The sequence below is a fragment of the Roseburia hominis A2-183 genome (genome assembly GCF_000225345.1).
Classification (GTDB): Bacteria; Bacillota; Clostridia; order Lachnospirales; family Lachnospiraceae; genus Roseburia; species Roseburia hominis.
This window is the reverse complement of the sequence record NC_015977.1, coordinates 836,233-855,348: the sequence shown is the minus strand read 5'-3', so window position 1 is coordinate 855,348 and position 19,116 is coordinate 836,233. Positions and strand designations below refer to the sequence as shown.

The window sequence follows — 19,116 nt, the reverse complement described above, 5'->3', positions numbered from 1 at the left end:
TTCTATTTATAGTTGCGAATGATGAGCTGGACACTCTCCATTCCCTGATATACATTGATTTCCGGATAGTAAATCACCGACATCCGGATGGCATTCGCCCTGCCGCGAAGCGCAGCGTCCACCTCCGTCTGCCCGTATTTTTCGCTGTAATACTGCTTCCATGCCTCCACATCCCCAAAATAGACCGCAGAGACATGTTCTCCCGCCGCCGTCATAAGGGACAGCTTCAACACATTCTGGTTCCTGCCCACCACAGACGCCCGCAGAAGCGCAAGCTCCCTGTCCGCGAACTGTGGCTTACTGTTGCCATTTCCAAACGGCTCTAAGCGCGCCAGCTCCCGGATCAGCCCGATCGTCGGATACGCGGCAGGCATTGCCATATCTATCCTTATCTTAGGTATAAAATCTTCTTCTGTCAATTCACAGCAGGCATTTATTTTGCCGCGGAATACCGCCACATCTTCGCGCAGCGACAGCCCTGCCGCCATCGGATGTCCGCCGAATTTTGAAAAACATTCCCGGCACTTGCACATCTCGTCATACATCGAGTACGCTTCCGTGGATCTGCCGGACCCCTTCACCCCTTCCTCGCCGTCCGTCAGAACAAATACCGGCTTGTGGTAGGACTCCCGGATTCTCCCCGCAATGATCCCCGCCAGGCTTTCATGCACCCCAGGCAAATAGATCACCAGCACCTTCTCGCCCGCTGTTCCCTCGTCGACGATCTGTTTTGCCAGTTCCACGCCGTCTGCCGTCATGCTTTTGCGCTGTGCGTTCAGTTCCACAAGTTCTTTTGCAATTTTCCCTGCATTAATCTCGTTTTTTTGCAAGAAAAGATTCAGCGCAATTTTGGCTGTCTCCAGCCGACCGCTGGCGTTGACGCAGGGACCAAGCACAAATCCGATATGGTACGATGTGATCTGCTCCGGCGTCAGCTGATTCTGTAAAATCAAGGCGCGCATGCCAAGGTTCGCTGTCCGGTGCAGCCGCTTTAATCCCTCCCGCACCAGAATCCGGTTCTCATCCGTCAGTTCCATGACATCGCCCACTGTCGCAAACGCCACAAATTCCAGAAACGCGAATGCCTCCTCCGCGTCAATACAAAACTTCTCGTAAAGCAGCTGTATAATCTTCCACGCCACCGTCGCCCCGCAGAGCCCTTTGTACGGATAGGAACACTCCTGCTGCTTCGGATTCACAATGGCATCCGCCGCGCTCCGCAGATACCGCCGCACTCCCTGCTCCTCCACATAGGGAATCTCATGGTGATCCGTCACCAGAACCGTCATCCCCAGCTCTTTCGCATGCGCAATCTCATTGATGGCTGCAATGCCGTTGTCGCAGGTGATGATCGTGTCCATCCCCTCCTCATACGCCGCATCGATCAGATGCTCGTTGATGCCGTAGCCGTCACGCATGCGGTCGGGAATCGCGCAGGACACACTGCCGCCGCATCGTGTGATCCCCTGATACAGAATATAGGTAGACATCACGCCGTCGATGTCGTAATCTCCAATGATCCGGATCGGTCTTCCCTGCCTTATCTTTTCTGACAGGATACAAACCAGCTTCTCTGACTCATAAAGCAGATGCGGATCATACAGATCCCTGCATGTGCCGTTCAGATATTTATCAATCGCCGCATCACCGATCACCCCGCGGTTGCGGATCAGCCGCGCTGTCACGGGACTGATGCCAAACCGTTCTGCAATCGCCTGAAAATCGGCGCCTTTTTTTATTTCATACCACTTTTCCATCTTCACTTATGCCTGTTCCATCGTATTCTGCCCGTCGCCTTCGTATTCCACGGAGAGAAGCGCCAGCCCCAGTGCCGGTGCCGTGTAGCCCGCCGCCTGTCTGTCCCTCCTGGCAAGCACGTCCGTCATACTCCCCGGCTCTCTTCTGCCGTCTCCCACCTCAATCAGTGTCCCCGTCAGAATCCGCACCATATTCTGTAAAAAACCGTTCCCCGTGAAAAAAAGATCTATCTCCGATTCGTGTTCCTCCACACGAATTTCATAAAGCGTCCGCACTGTGGACTTTTTCATTCTTGTATTGCCGCAGAACGACTTAAAATCATGCTCCCCCAGAAGAAGTCCCGCCGCCTCCCGCATCCTTTCCACATCAAGCGGAATCCTGTAATCATACACATACCTGCGCGCAAAGACGTCCGGAACCTCTCCCGTATGAATCCGGTAGCGGTAGGTTTTGCACACTGCCTGATAGCGGCTGTGAAACCGCTCGTCCACCTCTGTCAGGCTGCTTACGGCAATATCCTCCGGAAGGTAACGGTTCAATCCATCCAGCAGCTCCCCCGTATTGCGCGGCTGCTTAAGATGAAAATTGGCAACCTGCCCGATGGCATGTACTCCCGCATCGGTTCTCCCGGAACCTATGACATCCACCTGCTGTCCCGTCATCCGTGTCAGAACAGTCTCAAGCTTGCCCTGGATCGTCGCGTCCGTCGCATGCTGGCTCTGCCATCCGCTGTAGCGCGTGCCGTCATACTGTATTGTCATCCTGTAATTCGCCATAAAATTCTCCAAAAAAGTCCCCAGTTTGTAACTTATTCTATCACAAACCGGGGAAAAAACCAACCTCTAAACCAGCTCCGCAATGCGCGTAACCGCGACATAAATCTCGGAAATACGGTACCAGGTTCGAAAGTCGATCACTCCCGTGACCGGAAGTCCGAAGATACTCTGGAAACGCTCCACCGCCTCCCTGGTTGCCGGCCCGTAGATTCCGTCCGGCGTAATCGTCGGAATGGCCGGGTAGGAACGCGAGATGCGCGCCAGCTGTTCCTGAATCTGCCGAACCTTTTCTCCCGTCGATCCGACCGACAGATCGACTCTCGGCCAGGACGCCGGGATGCCCGAGACCTCCTCCGCCGTGTTGATAAACATGTTATTGCCGTAATAGTAGCGCAGAATCTCAATCGTCTCATAATTCTGATCGCCGAGATACTTGCTTCCCCACTGGCTCAGCCAGTTGCTGCAGGTCACGCGCTGCCCGTCGCAATACTGCGTTAAGATCGGCTGTCTGACATTCGGTCTGGAGAGATAGTTCTGGAACATCTCATCCACCACATCCGAGATGCTCTGGTAAATGTTGCGCCCGTACATGAATTTCTGGTCATATGCCGTGGAGGACGTGATCGTAAAGCTGTAGCCTTTGTTGCGGTACCACTCCGTGTATACACGATTGAGCGTAAACGACATGATGGCAAGAACATTCGCCCGGATCGTCGCGTCCGGCCAGGTCGAATAGATCTCGCTGGAGGCAACGTTTTTGATGTAATCCCGATAACGGACATAGTAGTCTCTGGCTGTCGGGTCACTCGGAGCGCCGTCATGTACAATCACATATTCCGGGATCACCACACGGCTTAAAACGATCTCTCCGGTTTCCGTGACGGGTTTGATCTCGGCTTCCGCGATCTTGGGCGGATATTCCGCAAAAAGGGTATGTGCCGGAATGACGATGTTATCGGTCATGCTTTCGGTGGTTTCCTCGGCGTCCATCCGGATTTCCTGCAGCGACAGCTGACCCGAAAAGACCTCAATGCCGGAGATATTGATCGGACGATATCCTTTTGCAGTGACCTGAATGGTATACTCCGCGTAAGGCTGCACCTCGCTCGGCTGCATTGACAGTTCAAGCGGAGGCGTATCAAGCGTAAGTGTTTCGGACATTCCGGAAGCATCCGTGTTCACCTCCTCGACCGTGCTGTCGGGATCTCCAGAATAGGAGATCGATATTTTTGCATCGTCGATCGGCGTGCTGGTTCCCCGCTCGATGACCTGCATCCTGAGATCCCCGCGATCCACATTCTCGTTCTGTGCATATCTGATATCTGGCATAAAAACCTCATCGATTCTTTTCGTATTATCATATGCCGGTGCCAGATGAAATGTGCGCATCCGCCCTGCCGAATCCTGCCGCAAAAAAACGGATTGTCACTTTGAGCAGCCAACCCCTTTTGCACGACGAGGAATAGAATGGGAAGATCATGCCTATCGATTTCTGAGGGAATGCATCTGGAAATTCGGTTCAAAAAATGTGGCATTTCTAACCAGCCGAATGTTTGCATCTTCGATGATCCGTGTTTTTCCAAGTTTGGAGCACTCCGCGGGTCATGTCCGCATCCCGGAAGACAATTTGTAGGACTTTTGTGTATGTCCCTTATTGGCACCTCTGAACAAAACATAACCGCGCGAAGCCGCTGTCTGAGGCGGCATCTGCCCTATTTTCAATAGCAGATGCCAGCGAGTTCGGTTCGCGCGGTTTTATATTGTCTGTGAAGAGGTGCCATTAGGGACACCAGAAAGTCCGCCCATTGTCTCCGGTGTGTCGGACATGCCCCGTCGGATTGTCCAAACATGGAAGAGACACGGAATTCGATGCAAACATTCAACCGGAAGAAATGCTCACATTTTTCTCCAACGAATATTCCATCTGCATTTCCCTCAGAAATCGGCAGGATGTACTTCTTATCATATTCCTTCGTACGCCAAAAAGGGATTGTCTGCTCAAAGCGGCAATCCCTTTTCCTTCCGTTATATGCTAAGACACGCGCGTCTCATCCACACCTTCCACAGATCTTCTGCTTTATTCTACGGTAACAACCTTTGCCAGATTTCTTGGCTTATCTACATCGAACCCCTTATCGGAGGACACATAGTAAGCGAGAAGCTGCAATGCCACCGATGCCGGCAGCACCATGAACTCATCCTGCATATCCGGCAGCGTGAAAATCTCGTACTCCTTCGCTAAATCTCCCACAATGCTTTCCTTGATAAAAACGACAACGTCCGCTCCTCTGGACTTTACCTCCTTAATGTTGGAAAGTTCCTTGGACATCAGTTTTTCCTGCGTCACCGTTGCCACCACCGGCGTATCCTGCGTGATCAGCGCGATCGGGCCGTGCTTTAATTCTCCGGATGCGTACGCCTCCGAGTGGATGTAGGATACCTCCTTTAACTTCAGCGATCCCTCCAGAAGAATCGAGTAATCCAGTCCTCTTCCAATCATGAACAAATCCTTAGCGCCGAGCACCTTTTTGGCAACCACATGGATATCCCTGCGGCGCTCCAGCACCTTCTTCATGACCTCCGGTGTCCGCTGCAGCTCCCGCACAAAGCTCTGGGTCTGCGCGTCGTCGAAGACACCTCTGCTATGCGCCATACGCGCCACGATCAGATAAAATACCGCAAGCTGTGTCGTGTACGCCTTGGTACTTGCCACCGCGATCTCCGGTCCCGCATTGGTGTAGAGCACATAGTCGCTCTCTCTTGCAATGGAGGAACCCTTGACGTTGATGATCGCAAGACACTTTGCCCCGCGGTTCTTCGCGTACTTCACCGCCTCTAACGTATCGATCGTCTCACCGGACTGCGACACTGCAATCACAAGCGTCTTCTCGTCGATGACCGGATCCGAATACATGAATTCGGAAGCCATCTGCACCTCAATGTGCATGTGAAGAATGGACTTGACGAGCGCCTGTGCCACCAGTCCCGCGTGCATTGCGGTTCCGCACGCTACGATGCAGATATGCTCACACTCCGTAAAAAGAGTGTCCGGCACGCCGTCTGCTGTAAAATCCGGCATACCTCCGACGATACGGTTCTTGATGGTATTCTCGATGGCTTCCGGCTGCTCCATAATCTCTTTTTCCATATAGAACGGATAGCCGTTCTTCCCGGCGCTGTTTAATTCCCAGTCCACGGTCAGATACTTCGGCAGCACCTCATTGCCGTCAAAATCCGTCAGTGTCAGTTTGTCCGCGGAGAGCTTTAAGATATGATACTCCGGCACGACAAAATAACGGTTTGTAAAACGGCAGAGCGCCGTCAGATCACTGGCAAGCATCGCGCCTTCCTTACAGATCGTCGCCACGATCGGGCTGACATTGCGCGTTGAATAGATCACATCCTTCTGATCTTCAAATAAAATAACAAGCGCAAATGTTCCTTTCAGCTTGGAGACGGTCTTCTTGATCGCTTCCCCCGGATTCCCTTCGTAGAACCGGTTCAAAAGCGCTGCCACCACCTCGCTGTCCGTCTCGGACTTCAGTGTATCTGCCAGATCGTAATCCGCAATCAGTTCCCTGTAATTCTCAATGATGCCGTTGTGTACGAGTGTGACTTTTCCCACTTGATGCGGGTGTGCATTGCAGTCGTTTACACCGCCATGCGTCGCCCATCTCGTATGACCGATTCCGCACTGTGACACTACTTTTTCCGACATACAGATCGCCCGCAGATCACTGACTCTTCCGGCACATTTGCGGACTTCTGTCTTCCCGCTCTCCTCGTCGCGCAGGGCGATGCCGGCGCTGTCGTACCCTCTGTACTCCAACAGCTCCAGCGCATCCAAAAGGACTTCTCTTACGTCCTCACTTCCTGTATAACCTATAATTCCACACATATGATTTCCCCATTTCTATTACAATCTGTATATAACAATATTTTTATTCAGGTCTCTTCTGTTTCTATTCCATCAAATTCTGTTCCATCAAACATCGTATTTGTTTTGCAGTCACCCGCATATTTGCCGATGTGTCTCGCACTGGAACGGTGCGGAAAGGCATCCGCCGAATTTTCGATCACCTTTCTCCTCGTTAACCTGCCAGGGCAGGTGCATGGCGCTTAGGGAATCTCTGTGGATTACGGTACAGATCAGATTGCGTATCTGAACATATAACGTTCCCCTTATGCAGTTATCAAGGTTCAACGTGTTTACTATACTATGATACGCGAAAAAAGTCCAGAGGGGATTCTGTTTTGCCGCCGGGTATGCTATACTTAGCTCATACAACAGTGAAAGAAGGAACCTCATTCATGCTCCTGAAAAACCAAAAAGAAGACACCACCGACTACACCAAAGACTGGCCCGCGCGCTACTACGACATTCCTACCGGCGCACTGCGGCGCGAACACCTTAAGCGTGCAAAAGCAGAAGGCTTTGCCGTTCCTGCAGATTCCTACCGGGAAATGCTCTGCGAGCGGCGCTTTTTTTCCGAAAAAAAAGACGGCACTGTGGATGGTTTTTTCCGCGCCTGGACCATGATCAAGGCTTCCGCAGCCGCAGGCGTCTCTTTTTTCCAGAAAAAGCGTCAGAAAAAAGAACTGCTCACTTACATGAAGGATCTTTGTCTCTCCCCGGATGATCTGCTTCCCGAATCCGCGGATGCGGTTCTCATCGAAGAGTGGCAGGATTTTGCGCGGGGACTCATCTCCTCCTGCACTGGGAGCAAAGCCTACTGTTCGACGCTCTTTGGTTTTGTGCCGATCAAGGATGCCAAGGTGGCGGAAAAGCTCGCCGCAGAGATTCTTCTGGTAACCAGGGATTACCCGGCTCTCTTTGATCTGGCGGACGAGTTTGCCCCGTTCCGCAAAGTCATGACCGATAGCTTCTGCCAGATGATTGAGAACGGCGAGACCTATCTGCAAGCATAAAAAACAGCCGCACAGAATGTTTTACACACTCTGTGCGGCTGTTTTCTGCTTATACTTTCCTGTATTTTATTTCATATAATTCTTCACGTCTCTCGATCCTACCTTAGAATACGGAAGTCTGATGTATTTTCCGTTCTCCAGATTGAGGTCGTCTAACGTATCCCCCACGGAGAGCGCGTAGGCAAGATCGAGCATTGCCTGTGCCTGCCCTTCCTTGTCGTTGTAGACGGTTCCCACCATCTCGCCGGATGCCACGGCGGCAAGTCCCACATCAGTTCCATCAATTCCGACCACCACCGGCCAGTCCGCCCGCTTCAGATGCGAGGTTTTCAACGCATCGATGGCTCCGAGCGCCATATCATCATTGTTGGCGATTACAAGCTCGATCTCCCCGTCATATTCCGCAAGCATCTGCGTCATCTTGGTCTGCGCCTGCGCCCGGTTCCAGTTCGCAATCCCGTACGCGAGCTTTTCCACCTCCACGCCGTTGTCTATAATCGTTGAGACCGCATACTCGGTGCGCACGATCGCATCCTGATGCCCGGCTTCTCCCTCCAGCACCACATACTGGAAGACACCGTCACCGTTCTTATCAGCATCCGGATTCTCCTTGAACGCATCCGCCGCAATCTCCCCCTGCATGATTCCGGACTCGAATGCTTTCGCCCCGACATAATAGACCCTGTCCCAGCGCTCCAGATCCTCCTCCACCAGTTCCCTGTTGAAGAAAATGACCGGCACATTATTTTTTTCCGCCATATCGATGATCGTTGTCGGCTCTGTCCGGTCGACCAGATTCACACAGATCACATTGCAGCCGGCATCTAACATTTCCTCGACCTGACTGTTCTGCGTCGACTGGCTTCCGGCCGCATTGTAGACTTCCACATTGATGGCAATGCCCGTCTGTTCTTCCTGCTCTGCCGCATATTCGTTGAAATCCGTCATCATCTGCGATACAAATGTGTCATACTGATCATATACGGTGACGCCGATCTTAATGCTTGTCGCTTTCTGTACCTGGCCGTCTGTCCCGCAGCCCGCCATGCTTCCCAGTGACACCAGCGCACCAAGCCCGGCCGCCATTCCTCTTAGCATCCTCTGTGACATAACACCCTTCCTCACTTCTCCTGTTTCTCTCTGCTACTGCACAATCGGGAACAGCACTTTCTGGATATCCGCATCATACAGATGTTCCCGGTCGACCACCAGATAATTGACCTTGCTGCTTCTCGTGGTATCCATGTGATAAATCAGCTGCTTTGCGATTGCCTCCATGCTCTGATACCCCATATTGAATTCATTGGGAACCACGAGCGTCTGTATCCAGCCCTTGTCCAGATAGTATACATTTTTCTCGGAACTGCCCACGCCGTACAGCGAGCACCGGTCAAGTCTCCAGCCCAGCTCATCCCCGGCAAAAAAATCCACCATCATCTCCGTCTCGTCATTGCCGAGTGCAATCAGAATGTCCACCGGTTTGTCCTGCTCTAACGTATAGAACGCGTCCTTGATGCTCTCCGCCTTTCCTTCCAGGCTCCACTCGACAACTGCACCGCTCTCGCGCAATCCCTGCGATACCCCCGTATAACGCTGCTGCATGGAGCGCTGGCTCTGGCTGCACGCAAGAATTCCCACGCGCTTGCCGGCAAGGTCATCCCCGAAATCGGACTGCACCGCCTGTGCGAGCGCTGCTCCCATCTCCTCATTATCCGGCGCCACCAACGCGTAGACCCCTTCCGGATCAACGTCCGTCTCCAGCAGAAGCACCGCCGTCTGACCGGAGAGATCCTCCAGCTCCTGTCCGGCGTGATCCGTATTCATCTGCAGAATAATGCCGTTGGCTCCATTTGTGACCTGCTTTTTGACCACATCCATCTCTTCCATTGCGGTGGAAAAGCTCCCCGTCGACACAAAGCTCAAACTGATGTTGTAATCCCGCGCTGCCTGCTCAAGTCCCTGTCTGAGAGAAGTCCAGCGGTCGCTGTTGCTGTTCTCGACAACCACGGAGACGCGGTAGGACGTCTCCTGCTTACCGACGTTTAGCATATTGTAAAACGCCCAGATAATCACCGCCACCAGCATCAGGATCAACATACCAAAATAAAGTCTATTTTTCTTCATCCTGCCGTTCCCCCTTCAGCTGTTTTAGTCTTCCTCCCTCCAGCAGTTCCGTATTTTCCGGTGAGTACGCAATGTACGGAAGGTGAATCCGCACGGTCGTCCCCTCATCCAGACAGCTATCAATCTCAAGACCATACGGCTCCCCGAAGCGGAGTCTGATCCGGTTATGTACATTGATGAGTCCCACACCGGAGCCGTGCTTGCGCACTCTGTTGTTCTCTGTCAGGAGCGCATCTACCATCTCATCCGGCATACCAAGTCCGTTGTCGCGCACTTCAACATAGACATCGTCTCCCTTCCGGTATCCCACAACCGTAATCTCACCGTCGCCGTCCATGGACTCCATGCCGTAATAGATTGCATTCTCAAGTAAAGGCTGGATCACGAGTTTTACCGTACAGCAGCTCAAAATAGCATCCTCCACCTGAAATTCCACAGTGAATTTATTCTTATAGCGGATCTTCTGGATGTTCATATAATTTCTGGCATGTTTTAATTCGTCCTCCATGGAGATGATCGTCTTTCCACGGCTTAAGGAAATGCGGAACAGGCTGGCAAGCTGCGTCACCATAAACACCGCGTCCTCATACCGCTCACCCTCGATCATCCAGACGATGGAGTCCAGCGTATTATATAAAAAGTGCGGGTTGATCTGCGACTGCAAGGCGTCCAGCTCGCTCTTCCGCTTTTCTTCCTGCTCCACCAGAATATCATGCATGAGCTCCCGGATCTGCGCTACCGTAGAGCGCAGCGTCTTTCCGAGATGCTCCACCTCAAGCGAGCCGCCCACATAGATATCTGGGTTCATATTCCCCGCTTCCCAGTCCTTCACCGAATCGTTCAGGCGTTTTAACGGCTTTGCGATATTGGCAGAGACAAACTGGTTTAAAAGAATAATCATCAGCATGGACAGCGACATCAGAAGAATCACGAACATCCGCATCCCGGAGATTCCCATATCAAATGAACTCATCGGAACTACGCTCACGATCTTCCAGCCAGTGTAACTGATGGTCTTGACCGTGACAATGCGCTTTTCCCCGTCAAATTCCTCCTTGTGGCTGCCGTCCTCGTAGGATGCTGCCACAAGATTGTTCTCCGAAAACAGATCCGTGTAGATCAGCTTCTGCTTCGGGTGATAGATCAGTTCCCCGCTGCCGTCCATCAGATAGACATACTCCGACGCATTGTCCGTATTTGCCTTGGTCAAAAGCTGCTCGATACTGCTGTAATTCATATCCACAAGCAGCACACCAAGTGTCGAATTGCCGCCGCTTGTCAGCTCCACCGCCTGGCTTAGCGATACGACCCAGTAATAGCGGTAACTCGGATCGTCAAACAAATTCTGTACATGCGGCGTGGAAAAATGCACGTTCTCCATCTGTCCCGTCGCCTCCGTAAACCATTCCTGATCCACGATGTCGAGGTTGTTCTTCTCCGTGGCAACCGGCGCTGCAGCAACCAGTCTTCCGTCGTTGGTATAGCAGGCGATGCTGATCAGATTGTCCTTGTTCGCCTCATAGAGAAGGTTCATCTCCTCATCAAGCGAGTCCGTCGCCAGATCCTTGTCCTTAATAACGCTGTAGTACATGGCGTCGGAAATACGCCGCATGTTGCGCAGATAACTCTCCAGATTGATTGCCGTCTGGTTCAGCAGCTGCTCCGCGCTCTGCGTCGTCATATCTTCCATTTTATTGACAAAACGGTTGTACAGGGAAATCCCCAGAATACCCATACTGATGACCGATACAATCGTAAAAGACAATGCAATCGTCATCTGAATGGACTGCGGCTTGATGTGTTTTTCCAGGAAGGAAGTGACCTTCTGCCGCCACTGTTTTACTCTTTCTCTCATCCTCTTTGCACCCTATGCGCCCTATGCCTCCTGCGCAGCTTCCATCCGGCTTGTCTTATACTTGGACGGCGACATGCCGAACTGCTTTTTGAATACATAGCTGAAATAGTTCGGATCGGTATATCCGACTTTCTCCGCAATCACGTAAGTCTTCTCATTCTGTGTCAGAAGCAGCTCCACCGCCTCCTCCATCCGGTAATCTGTCAGATAGTTGATGAACGTCTTCCCGGTCTCTTTCTTGAACACCGTGGAAAAATAGGCGGCGCTCACATTAAGGTATCCACAGATCGTCTCAATTCCAAGGTCAGTATCCGCATAATGCTCCTTCACATAGTCGATTGCCTTCGACACAAAGGACTTCGTCGTATCCTGGCGCTCGTTCTGCACCTGTTTTTGTAATTTCAGACAGTTCTCACACAGCCATTCCCGGAGTGCATCCGTCGACTCCAGCTGCATGGCGCGTGTATACACATCCCCGTTGCCGCCGAACACATCTTCCAGGTTGATCTGGTTGTTCGCCCCGAAACGCGACAGCTCCGTGATCAGCTCCATAATGAGAATCCGGTACCGCTGCAGCGACATCTTGCTACCCGCAAGCTTCTCCGTAAATTCCGCAATCGCATCCAGAAGCGGCTGTTCCTCTCCCACCTTGACCTTTTTGATGATCTTCTGGATAAAGGGCTCCTCCCACGGCAGATCGGCATTCTCCTGAGGGTCGATCTCCGCAATATTGATGGCTCTGGTATTGCCGTAGAGCACACGGTAGGACACGGCATTCTTCGCGCCGAGATAGGACATCTGCAGTTCTTCCGGACCGCTGCACACATGCCCGATTCCCGCCGTGATCTTCGCCTTGCAGACACGCTTTGCCATCTTACAGATCTTATCCATGCAGTCGGTAAAACGCGTGATCGCCTCCTCCGTGGGCAGCTGGGTAATCACAATGCCATCCCCCAGATATGTCACGATCTTGCTGTCATATTCAGAAGCTGCCAGCTGCTCCTCCGCCAGCTTTTTCACGGAGACCGCCAGCAGAAACGGATCGATCGGAAGCGCCCCCTCCATCGGGTTGGTCGTGCTGATGTGCAGCACGGTCACCACAAAATAGGGACCCTTTAGCGTGAGGCTGCAGTTTTTTGCATATTCCTCGATGGAGTCCTCCGGAATCCGTCCGTCGATGAGCGACGTCAGGAAATTTTCCTGCAGCATCGGAAGACTCTCCAGATAATATTCCCGAAGCTTGTCAATATTGCGCTTTTCGTCCAGTTCCTTGTCCAGATTGTTCTTGATCCGCTCAAAGACCTCGCGCAGTTCGTTGGCATTAATCGGCTTTAAAATGTATTCTTCCGCCTCGATCTTGATCGCTTCCCTGGCATACTCAAATTCATCAAAACCGGAGAAAATAATGACCTTGATCTTCTGGTACTGCTCCTTTAGCTTCCGGCAGAGCGTAAGACCATCCATATAGGGCATCTTAATGTCCGTCATGACGACATCCACGGAAAGCTCCTCCGCCATCTCAAGCGCTTCCACACCGTTTCTTGCATAGCCCGCAATGCGAAAGCCCATGCCTTCCCAGTCCAGCTTTTTCATGATGACCTGGAAGACCTCTTCCTCGTCATCCACCAGCAAAACGGAATACAAACTCATATTCTCCCGCTCCTTTTCACTCGCACTCATTCATTCAACCTCCGTACTGATCCTCCATCCGCTTCCAGAGAATGCCGAGAATCACCGTACAGATTATGATCTCCGCCACTGCCACATAGACATTCACAAACACCAGAATCGCCATCAAAAAGGTAGCCGCACCGAAGAACAGTAGCAGCTTTCCTCCCGCCTTGCAGTACGCTTCCTCGTCCTTCACCGGCGGCTTATTTTTCCCGCGGATCGCCTGACTGTCGTGCAAAACGATCAGCCGGATTGCATAATACACACAGATCACAAGTAAAAGCAGCGGAATCCCCGCCTGCTCAATAATCGTATCAACCGTCACCTTAAAAATCCTCCTGTACTCTCAAATCTAAAATAGCGGCTGGTTCTAATGTCCCAGCCGCTATTCATTATAATATACTTTTTACTTTCTTGCTATATACTTTCTGATATCCAGAGAGATTGCGATGAAGATAACAACACCGATTGCAATGTACTGTGCGTTTGCATTCATACCCAGGTACTGGAGAGCTACCTTTAACAGCTCGAATACGGCAACACCGATAATTGCGGATGATACTTTACCACGACCACCTGTTACAGATACACCACCAATCGTACAAGCTGCGATTGCTTCCATCTCGTAACCATATCCGGTCTGGACGGATGCACCGCCGGCTTTTGCACCGAGCATAAAACCTGCAAGACCATACATAGCTGCTGCTTTCATGTAGATTAAGATCAGAGTTGCTTTTACCGGAACACCGGCAACCTCTGCTGCCTGTGGGTTACCACCGATTGCATACATGTACTTGCCGTGACGGGTCATGTTGAAAATGAACCATGTGATCGCCGCCACAATAATTGCGATCCAGATCAGGTAGTTGATGCCGAGGAACTTACCGTTAGATACGTTCGTGTACTGCTCTACATAGCCGCCGAGCGGTGTTGCATTGGTTACGATAAGTCCGATACCATAGACGATCTCCATCATTGCCAGTGTGGCGATGAAAGGCGGAACGTTTAAGTAAGCAATGAAAAATCCGGTAACCGTACCGAATGCCGCACATACCAGCATGGCAATCAGTGCTACGACGAATACGTTGAGCGGCTGCATATCCGGGAAGAATTTTCCGGAATAATCCATACGCTGTAACAGCATACCGGAGATACATGCACCGAAACCGATCATACGTCCTGCGGAAAGATCACATCCTGCTGTGATAACACAGCCTGCGATACCAAGTGCAATGACGAGTCGTGAACTCATATTCATCAGAATATTCATGAAGTTGTTCTTTGTGAAGAAGTTATCGGATGTGAATCCGGTATAGATTACCAGGATGAACATGACGATGATAACTCCGTTGTTGATTAAGAAATCTTTTACTTTCTGTTGATTTGTCTTTGTCATTTTCGTCTCCTCCTATCTCATCAGAATCTCGTTGCAAAGTTCATAACCATTGCCTGTGTCATCTCTTCCGGCTGGTCGATCTCGCCAGTAATCTTACCGTTACACATAACACAGATGCGGTCTGCCATACCAAGCAGCTCAGACATTTCTGATGAAATCATGATGATTGCCTTACCCTGTGCCGCCAGTTCATTCATGATCTCGTAGATCTCATGCTTTGCACCGACATCGATACCTCTTGTCGGCTCATCCATGATCAGCACATCCGGATCATTGGCAAGCCATCTGGAAATAATAACTTTCTGCTGATTACCACCGGATAAGTTTGAAATGTGCTCGTTCATGCTCGGTGTCTTGATGGACAGCTTCTTGATGCTGTCATCCACAACTTTGTTCATCTTCTTATGATCCAGCACAAATCCTGCTTTCAGGTACTTGTTATAAATGGAGACGCCAACGTTGTCCTTGATGGACAAACAGCCGAAGATACCGTTGCCGCGGCGGTCCTCTGTGATGAGTCCGATTCCTGCATTCATCGCATCGATCGGATGCTTGATCTTTAACTTCTTGCCATGCATGTAGATCTCACCAGATGCGATACCGCGGATACCGAAGATACCTTCCATCAGCTCTGTTCTCTGGGCTCCGACCAGTCCGCCAAAGCCTAGGATTTCGCCCTTGCGAAGTGTAAAGCTGACATTTTGGAATGAATTTGCATGGATTGAGCAGAGGTTCTTGACCTCCATGATGACCTCACCTGGGGTATTCTTCTTCGCCGGATATACGTTTGTGAGCTCACGTCCTACCATCTTTGCGATGATCTGATCGGTCGTCAGCTCTGACGCCGGCCAGGTTCCTACATAGGTACCGTCCCGCATGATCGTGATGTCGTCCGCGATGCGCTTGATCTCATCCATCTTGTGGGATATGTATACCATCGCAACACCCTTATCACGAAGGTCATTCATAATACGGAAGAGTGCTTCTACCTCATTATCGGAAAGAGAGGAGGTCGGCTCATCAAAGATCACGACCTTCGCCTGCTGGGATACCGCTTTTGCGATCTCCACGGACTGCATCTGACCGATGGAAAGTGTGCCGAGCTGTGCCTTCGGATCAAAATCCATCTTTACCTCTTTCAGCCACTTCTCCGTCTCCGCATACATCTTCTTGTGGTCAATCACCTTGAGCAGTCCGTAATTCTTTGTCGGGAATCTTCCCAGATACAGGTTCTCAGCCACGCTTCTCGCCGGAACAGGCTGTAATTCCTGATGTACCATGGCGATGCCGTATTTCATTGCTTCATCCGGGTTGTTGACCTCAATCTTCTGCCCGTCCAGATAAACCTCTCCCGCGTCCATCTTGTAAATACCGAAAAGACATTTCATCAAGGTAGACTTGCCGGCTCCGTTCTCACCCATCAGTGCATGGACGGTTCCGGGACGAAGGGAAAGCTGTACATTGTCAAGTGCCTTAACACCTGGGAACGATTTGCAGATACCCTTTAGCTCCAGTTTGTACTCAGCCATGTTTCTCCTCCTTCTATATTGATACAGATTCTGTTGTTATCTGTGTACTGTCGATGTTATTGTCGATGTTTTCTAATTTTTCTAATCTGGTCTGTCACACAACTATTTCATATCTTTAAGACAGGTGCGGATGCCCGAAAACACCCGCACCTTCTGCTTACCTGCTATCAATCATCCTGCGTGGTAATTATTTTACCATGTCAAGGATTTCCTGTGCATTGTCTTTTGTAACCTTTACATAGTCACAACCAATGTAATACTCGTTGGTTTCACCGTTGATGAAGTTGATTGCTGCATCAGCTGCACCGTGGGACTGTGAGAAGTGATCGTTGAATACGGTACCTGTCATGGTTCCGGCTACAACATCCTCAAGAGCCTCGGATAATGCATCAACACCTACTAAGAAGATATCGGTACCTACGGTACGTCCTGCAGACTGGATTGCCTGTAATGCGCCAAGTGCCATTGCATCGTTGTTACAGAATACAACTTCTACTTTATCGCCGTACTGTCCAAGAGCGTTTGCTACGATCTGCTGTGCCTGATCCTGCTGCCAGTTACCAACCTGATCGGAGAGGCATTCAACCTCAAGACCTGCATCGGTAAGAGCCTTTACGGAATACTCGGTACGATACTGAGCATCAACGTTCTCCGGATCACCTTCTACCATAACGTACTGGATCTTTCCATCGCCGTTTAAGTCTACTGTGTCAAGACCAAGGTCTACGATCATCTCGCCCTGGAAAGTACCGGACTGACGTGCGTCACATCCAACGTATGTAACATTCCAGCCGTTGTCTTCCCATCTCTGCTCTTCCTCTGCATCCGGCTCACGGTTGATGTATACGAGCGGGATATCTGCTGCTACAACCTTATCTGTGATGGTAGCTGCGGATGAAGAGTTTACCGGGTTAACAATGAGAACATCTACGCCCTCGGAAATGAAGTTATCAATCTGACCTGTCTGTGTTGCCTGATCGTTTGCTCCGTCAACGATTGTGATATTGTCTTTGGAGAAGCCCTGCTCTACCAGATAATTCTCAAGCTCTGTGCGGAACAGTGTCATGAAGTTATCGGAGAACTGGTAAATGCATACGCCGACTTTCTTGTCTGCATAGTCACCGCCTGCTGCTTCTGTTGCTGCTGCTGCCGTATCGGAAGCCTCGGTAGCCGGTGCTGCTGCATCGGTTGTCGTGGATGCTGCGTTATCTGTTGTGGTCGTCTCGCCAGAAGAACTTCCACATCCTGTTGCCATTGTTGCAACCATAGTAGCTGCAAGGATTAAACTGATTACTTTCTTTTTCATCTCTGAAAAACCTCCCTTTTTGTATTCGTAACTCCTTGTTACATTATGCATTATAGCAATGGAGGTCTGTAAAGAACATACAATATTCTTCTCTTTTTCTTGAAAATACTTCTGTTTCTTTTGTGTGTTTCGTATAATTTTATGGTTTTTCGTTTTTTCTTCTTGTGCATATTTTGCAGATGGCTGTTTTTGACCGGTTCTGTTTCGTGCAAATATACAAATGTCCCTGTGTGAAAGACAACGCTTCCACGCAGGGACATCTGCTCTGCTTCGACTTTATACCTATTATTATATCATCGTTGTGTTCCGCCTTTTGCGTACCGGAAGTTCCACAGGAACTTCTAAGATGAACTCGTCATAGTTCATTGTAGTACCTTTTCCGCGATCGCAACCGCATCGCGGATACAGTCCGGACAGCTCCGCAAAACCACGCCGGTTTCCACACCCTTCAATTCCTTACAGACAAGCGCATGGTTCTTCTCGGCAAACTGTCTGGTGATCTCTCTGGTCAGCTGATAGGTTGCCGCCTTGGTCTTCGGGTTCTTCGGATCGGCACAGCTGTTCTTGAAGCCCGCAAGCATCACCGCTCCTGAGACCGCTCCGCAGGTTGCCTCCATGCCGCCCATGCCGAGTCCGAATCCTTCCGCCGCGGCAAACAGCGTCTCTTCCGGCACGCCGATCTCCTCCGCAAACGCACACGCCACCGCCTGTGCACAGTTGCATCCCCTGTCATGCAATTCGATTGCTTTTTCCTGTTTTGTCATTTTATAACTTCCTTTCCGTTCCTTATAAAATCCTTATAATTTGCCTGTATGCTGTTTCTGTGAACATCTTATCACAACTTATCACAAGAAGTAAACAAGGAGGATTCCAGAACGTATGAATCAGACAACAATCACAAAACAACGGGGACTCTCAGACTTTGCGCTCAAATATTTTGCCATGGTCTGCATGATTCTCGACCACATTCACTATTTTTTCTCATTTACAGGGAAGATCCCACTGTTCTTTTCGTGGATCGGCAGGCTTGCCGCCCCGCTGTTCCTCTTCTGTATCGTGGAGGGTTTTCTTCACACGCACGACCGGAAAAAATATTTTCTGCGTATTTACGCCATCGCCATTTTCATGGGACTGGTGCAGTTTTCCTTCTATAATATTGCATCCGGTCTCGTCCGGCCGGACGGCTTTTTCCCGCAGAATCAGATGCTTGCATCCTTTTCCGTCCTGCTCGTCGTTCTTTGGGGCATCGACCGGTGTCAGAAAAAACAGTGGATCCGGGGACTTTCTGCCATCCTGATTCCGGTCTTTCTGCCCTTTCTTCTGTACGGGCTGTTCGCCGTATCGGAAGCCTTTGGCATTCCCTACGGCAATTTTCTCTTAAACCTTCTGGTGTACAGTGTCCTGCCCTGCCACACTGCGATCATCGACGGTGGCACCGCCACACTGCTCGGCGGCGTGATTCTCTACCTGACGCACAGACACCGCCGATTGCAGGCAGGTGCCTTTGCACTTTTCGTGCTTGCGTGGGACATCCTGCCCGTGCTGCTTTTTATGCCCGCAGGAACTTCTGCCTCTTTCTTTTTTACCGATGCTTATGAGTGGCTGGAAGTTTTTGCCGTTATCCCTATGTTATGTTACAATGGAACCCGTGGACACGGCTCCAAAAAGCTGTTCTACTGGTTTTATCCGACGCACATTTACGTGCTGTACGCACTTTCGTTCCTTTTGTACCTGACCCTTTATGGAATGGGTTCTTGATAGAAATGAGGTTT

General features: G+C 50.7%; 15 protein-coding genes. 2 read left to right on the top strand and 13 right to left on the bottom strand.

Annotated features, from left to right (window positions below):
- Positions 1-2: 2 nt before the first annotated feature.
- The 4 genes from recJ to glmS form a co-directional block, all read right to left on the bottom strand.
- Positions 3-1,757: a single-stranded-DNA-specific exonuclease RecJ gene (gene recJ, locus RHOM_RS03875; protein ID WP_044024825.1), complete on the bottom strand. Its 1,755-nt coding sequence runs from the start codon at positions 1,755-1,757 to the stop codon at positions 3-5.
- Positions 1,758-1,763: 6 nt separating this feature from the next.
- Positions 1,764-2,534: a tRNA pseudouridine(38-40) synthase TruA gene (truA, locus tag RHOM_RS03870; RefSeq protein WP_014078955.1), complete on the bottom strand. Its 771-nt coding sequence runs from the start codon at positions 2,532-2,534 to the stop codon at positions 1,764-1,766.
- A 66-nt stretch (positions 2,535-2,600) separates the two neighbouring features.
- Positions 2,601-3,863: a peptidoglycan-binding protein gene (locus RHOM_RS03865; protein WP_044024824.1), complete on the bottom strand. Its 1,263-nt coding sequence runs from the start codon at positions 3,861-3,863 to the stop codon at positions 2,601-2,603.
- Between the two features lie 748 nt (positions 3,864-4,611).
- Complete coding sequence (gene glmS, locus RHOM_RS03860) at positions 4,612-6,432, bottom strand: glutamine--fructose-6-phosphate transaminase (isomerizing) (RefSeq protein WP_044024604.1); 1,821 nt, start codon at positions 6,430-6,432, stop codon at positions 4,612-4,614.
- A 413-nt stretch (positions 6,433-6,845) separates the two neighbouring features.
- On the opposite strand from glmS, the gene RHOM_RS03855 reads away from it, so the two are divergent.
- The gene (locus tag RHOM_RS03855) at positions 6,846-7,463 is read left to right on the top strand and encodes a DUF6553 family protein (protein WP_014078951.1); all 618 of its coding nucleotides are present in this window, start codon (positions 6,846-6,848) and stop codon (positions 7,461-7,463) included.
- Positions 7,464-7,529: 66 nt separating this feature from the next.
- Here the strand turns inward: RHOM_RS03855 and RHOM_RS03850 are convergent, their stop codons facing one another.
- The 9 genes from RHOM_RS03850 to RHOM_RS03810 all read right to left on the bottom strand — a co-directional run bounded on the left by RHOM_RS03850 (position 7,530) and on the right by RHOM_RS03810 (position 18,108).
- A complete protein-coding gene (locus RHOM_RS03850) occupies positions 7,530-8,573 on the bottom strand; it encodes a galactose ABC transporter substrate-binding protein (RefSeq protein ID WP_044024603.1) in 1,044 nt (347 codons plus the stop codon).
- A gap of 33 nt (positions 8,574-8,606) precedes the next feature.
- On the bottom strand, positions 8,607-9,587 hold the full coding sequence (locus RHOM_RS03845; protein ID WP_014078949.1) for a substrate-binding domain-containing protein: 981 nt from the start codon (positions 9,585-9,587) through the stop codon (positions 8,607-8,609).
- The gene (locus RHOM_RS03840) at positions 9,574-11,442 is read right to left on the bottom strand and encodes a sensor histidine kinase (protein ID WP_014078948.1); all 1,869 of its coding nucleotides are present in this window, start codon (positions 11,440-11,442) and stop codon (positions 9,574-9,576) included. The genes RHOM_RS03845 and RHOM_RS03840 overlap by 14 nt, the downstream gene beginning before the upstream one ends.
- 21 nt (positions 11,443-11,463) lie before the next feature.
- Positions 11,464-13,092, bottom strand: coding sequence for a response regulator (locus tag RHOM_RS03835; protein ID WP_044024823.1), 1,629 nt, complete (start codon positions 13,090-13,092; stop codon positions 11,464-11,466).
- A 34-nt stretch (positions 13,093-13,126) separates the two neighbouring features.
- Entirely contained in the window at positions 13,127-13,438 is a 312-nt protein-coding gene (locus tag RHOM_RS03830) for a hypothetical protein (protein ID WP_014078946.1), read from the bottom strand.
- An 81-nt stretch (positions 13,439-13,519) separates the two neighbouring features.
- Positions 13,520-14,509, bottom strand: a complete 990-nt coding sequence (locus RHOM_RS03825; protein WP_014078945.1) for a galactose/methyl galactoside ABC transporter permease MglC — start codon at positions 14,507-14,509, stop codon at positions 13,520-13,522.
- A 20-nt stretch (positions 14,510-14,529) separates the two neighbouring features.
- Positions 14,530-16,038 (bottom strand): sugar ABC transporter ATP-binding protein, encoded by a 1,509-nt coding sequence (locus RHOM_RS03820; protein WP_014078944.1) that lies wholly within the window; start codon positions 16,036-16,038, stop codon positions 14,530-14,532.
- A 187-nt stretch (positions 16,039-16,225) separates the two neighbouring features.
- Positions 16,226-17,344: a galactose ABC transporter substrate-binding protein gene (locus RHOM_RS03815; RefSeq protein ID WP_014078943.1), complete on the bottom strand. Its 1,119-nt coding sequence runs from the start codon at positions 17,342-17,344 to the stop codon at positions 16,226-16,228.
- A gap of 362 nt (positions 17,345-17,706) precedes the next feature.
- Complete coding sequence (locus tag RHOM_RS03810) at positions 17,707-18,108, bottom strand: C-GCAxxG-C-C family protein (protein ID WP_014078942.1); 402 nt, start codon at positions 18,106-18,108, stop codon at positions 17,707-17,709.
- Between the two features lie 115 nt (positions 18,109-18,223).
- Here RHOM_RS03810 and RHOM_RS03805 point away from each other — a divergent pair, with 115 nt between their 5' ends.
- Positions 18,224-19,102 (top strand): TraX family protein, encoded by an 879-nt coding sequence (locus tag RHOM_RS03805; protein ID WP_014078941.1) that lies wholly within the window; start codon positions 18,224-18,226, stop codon positions 19,100-19,102.
- The last annotated feature ends 14 nt before the right edge of the window (positions 19,103-19,116 follow it).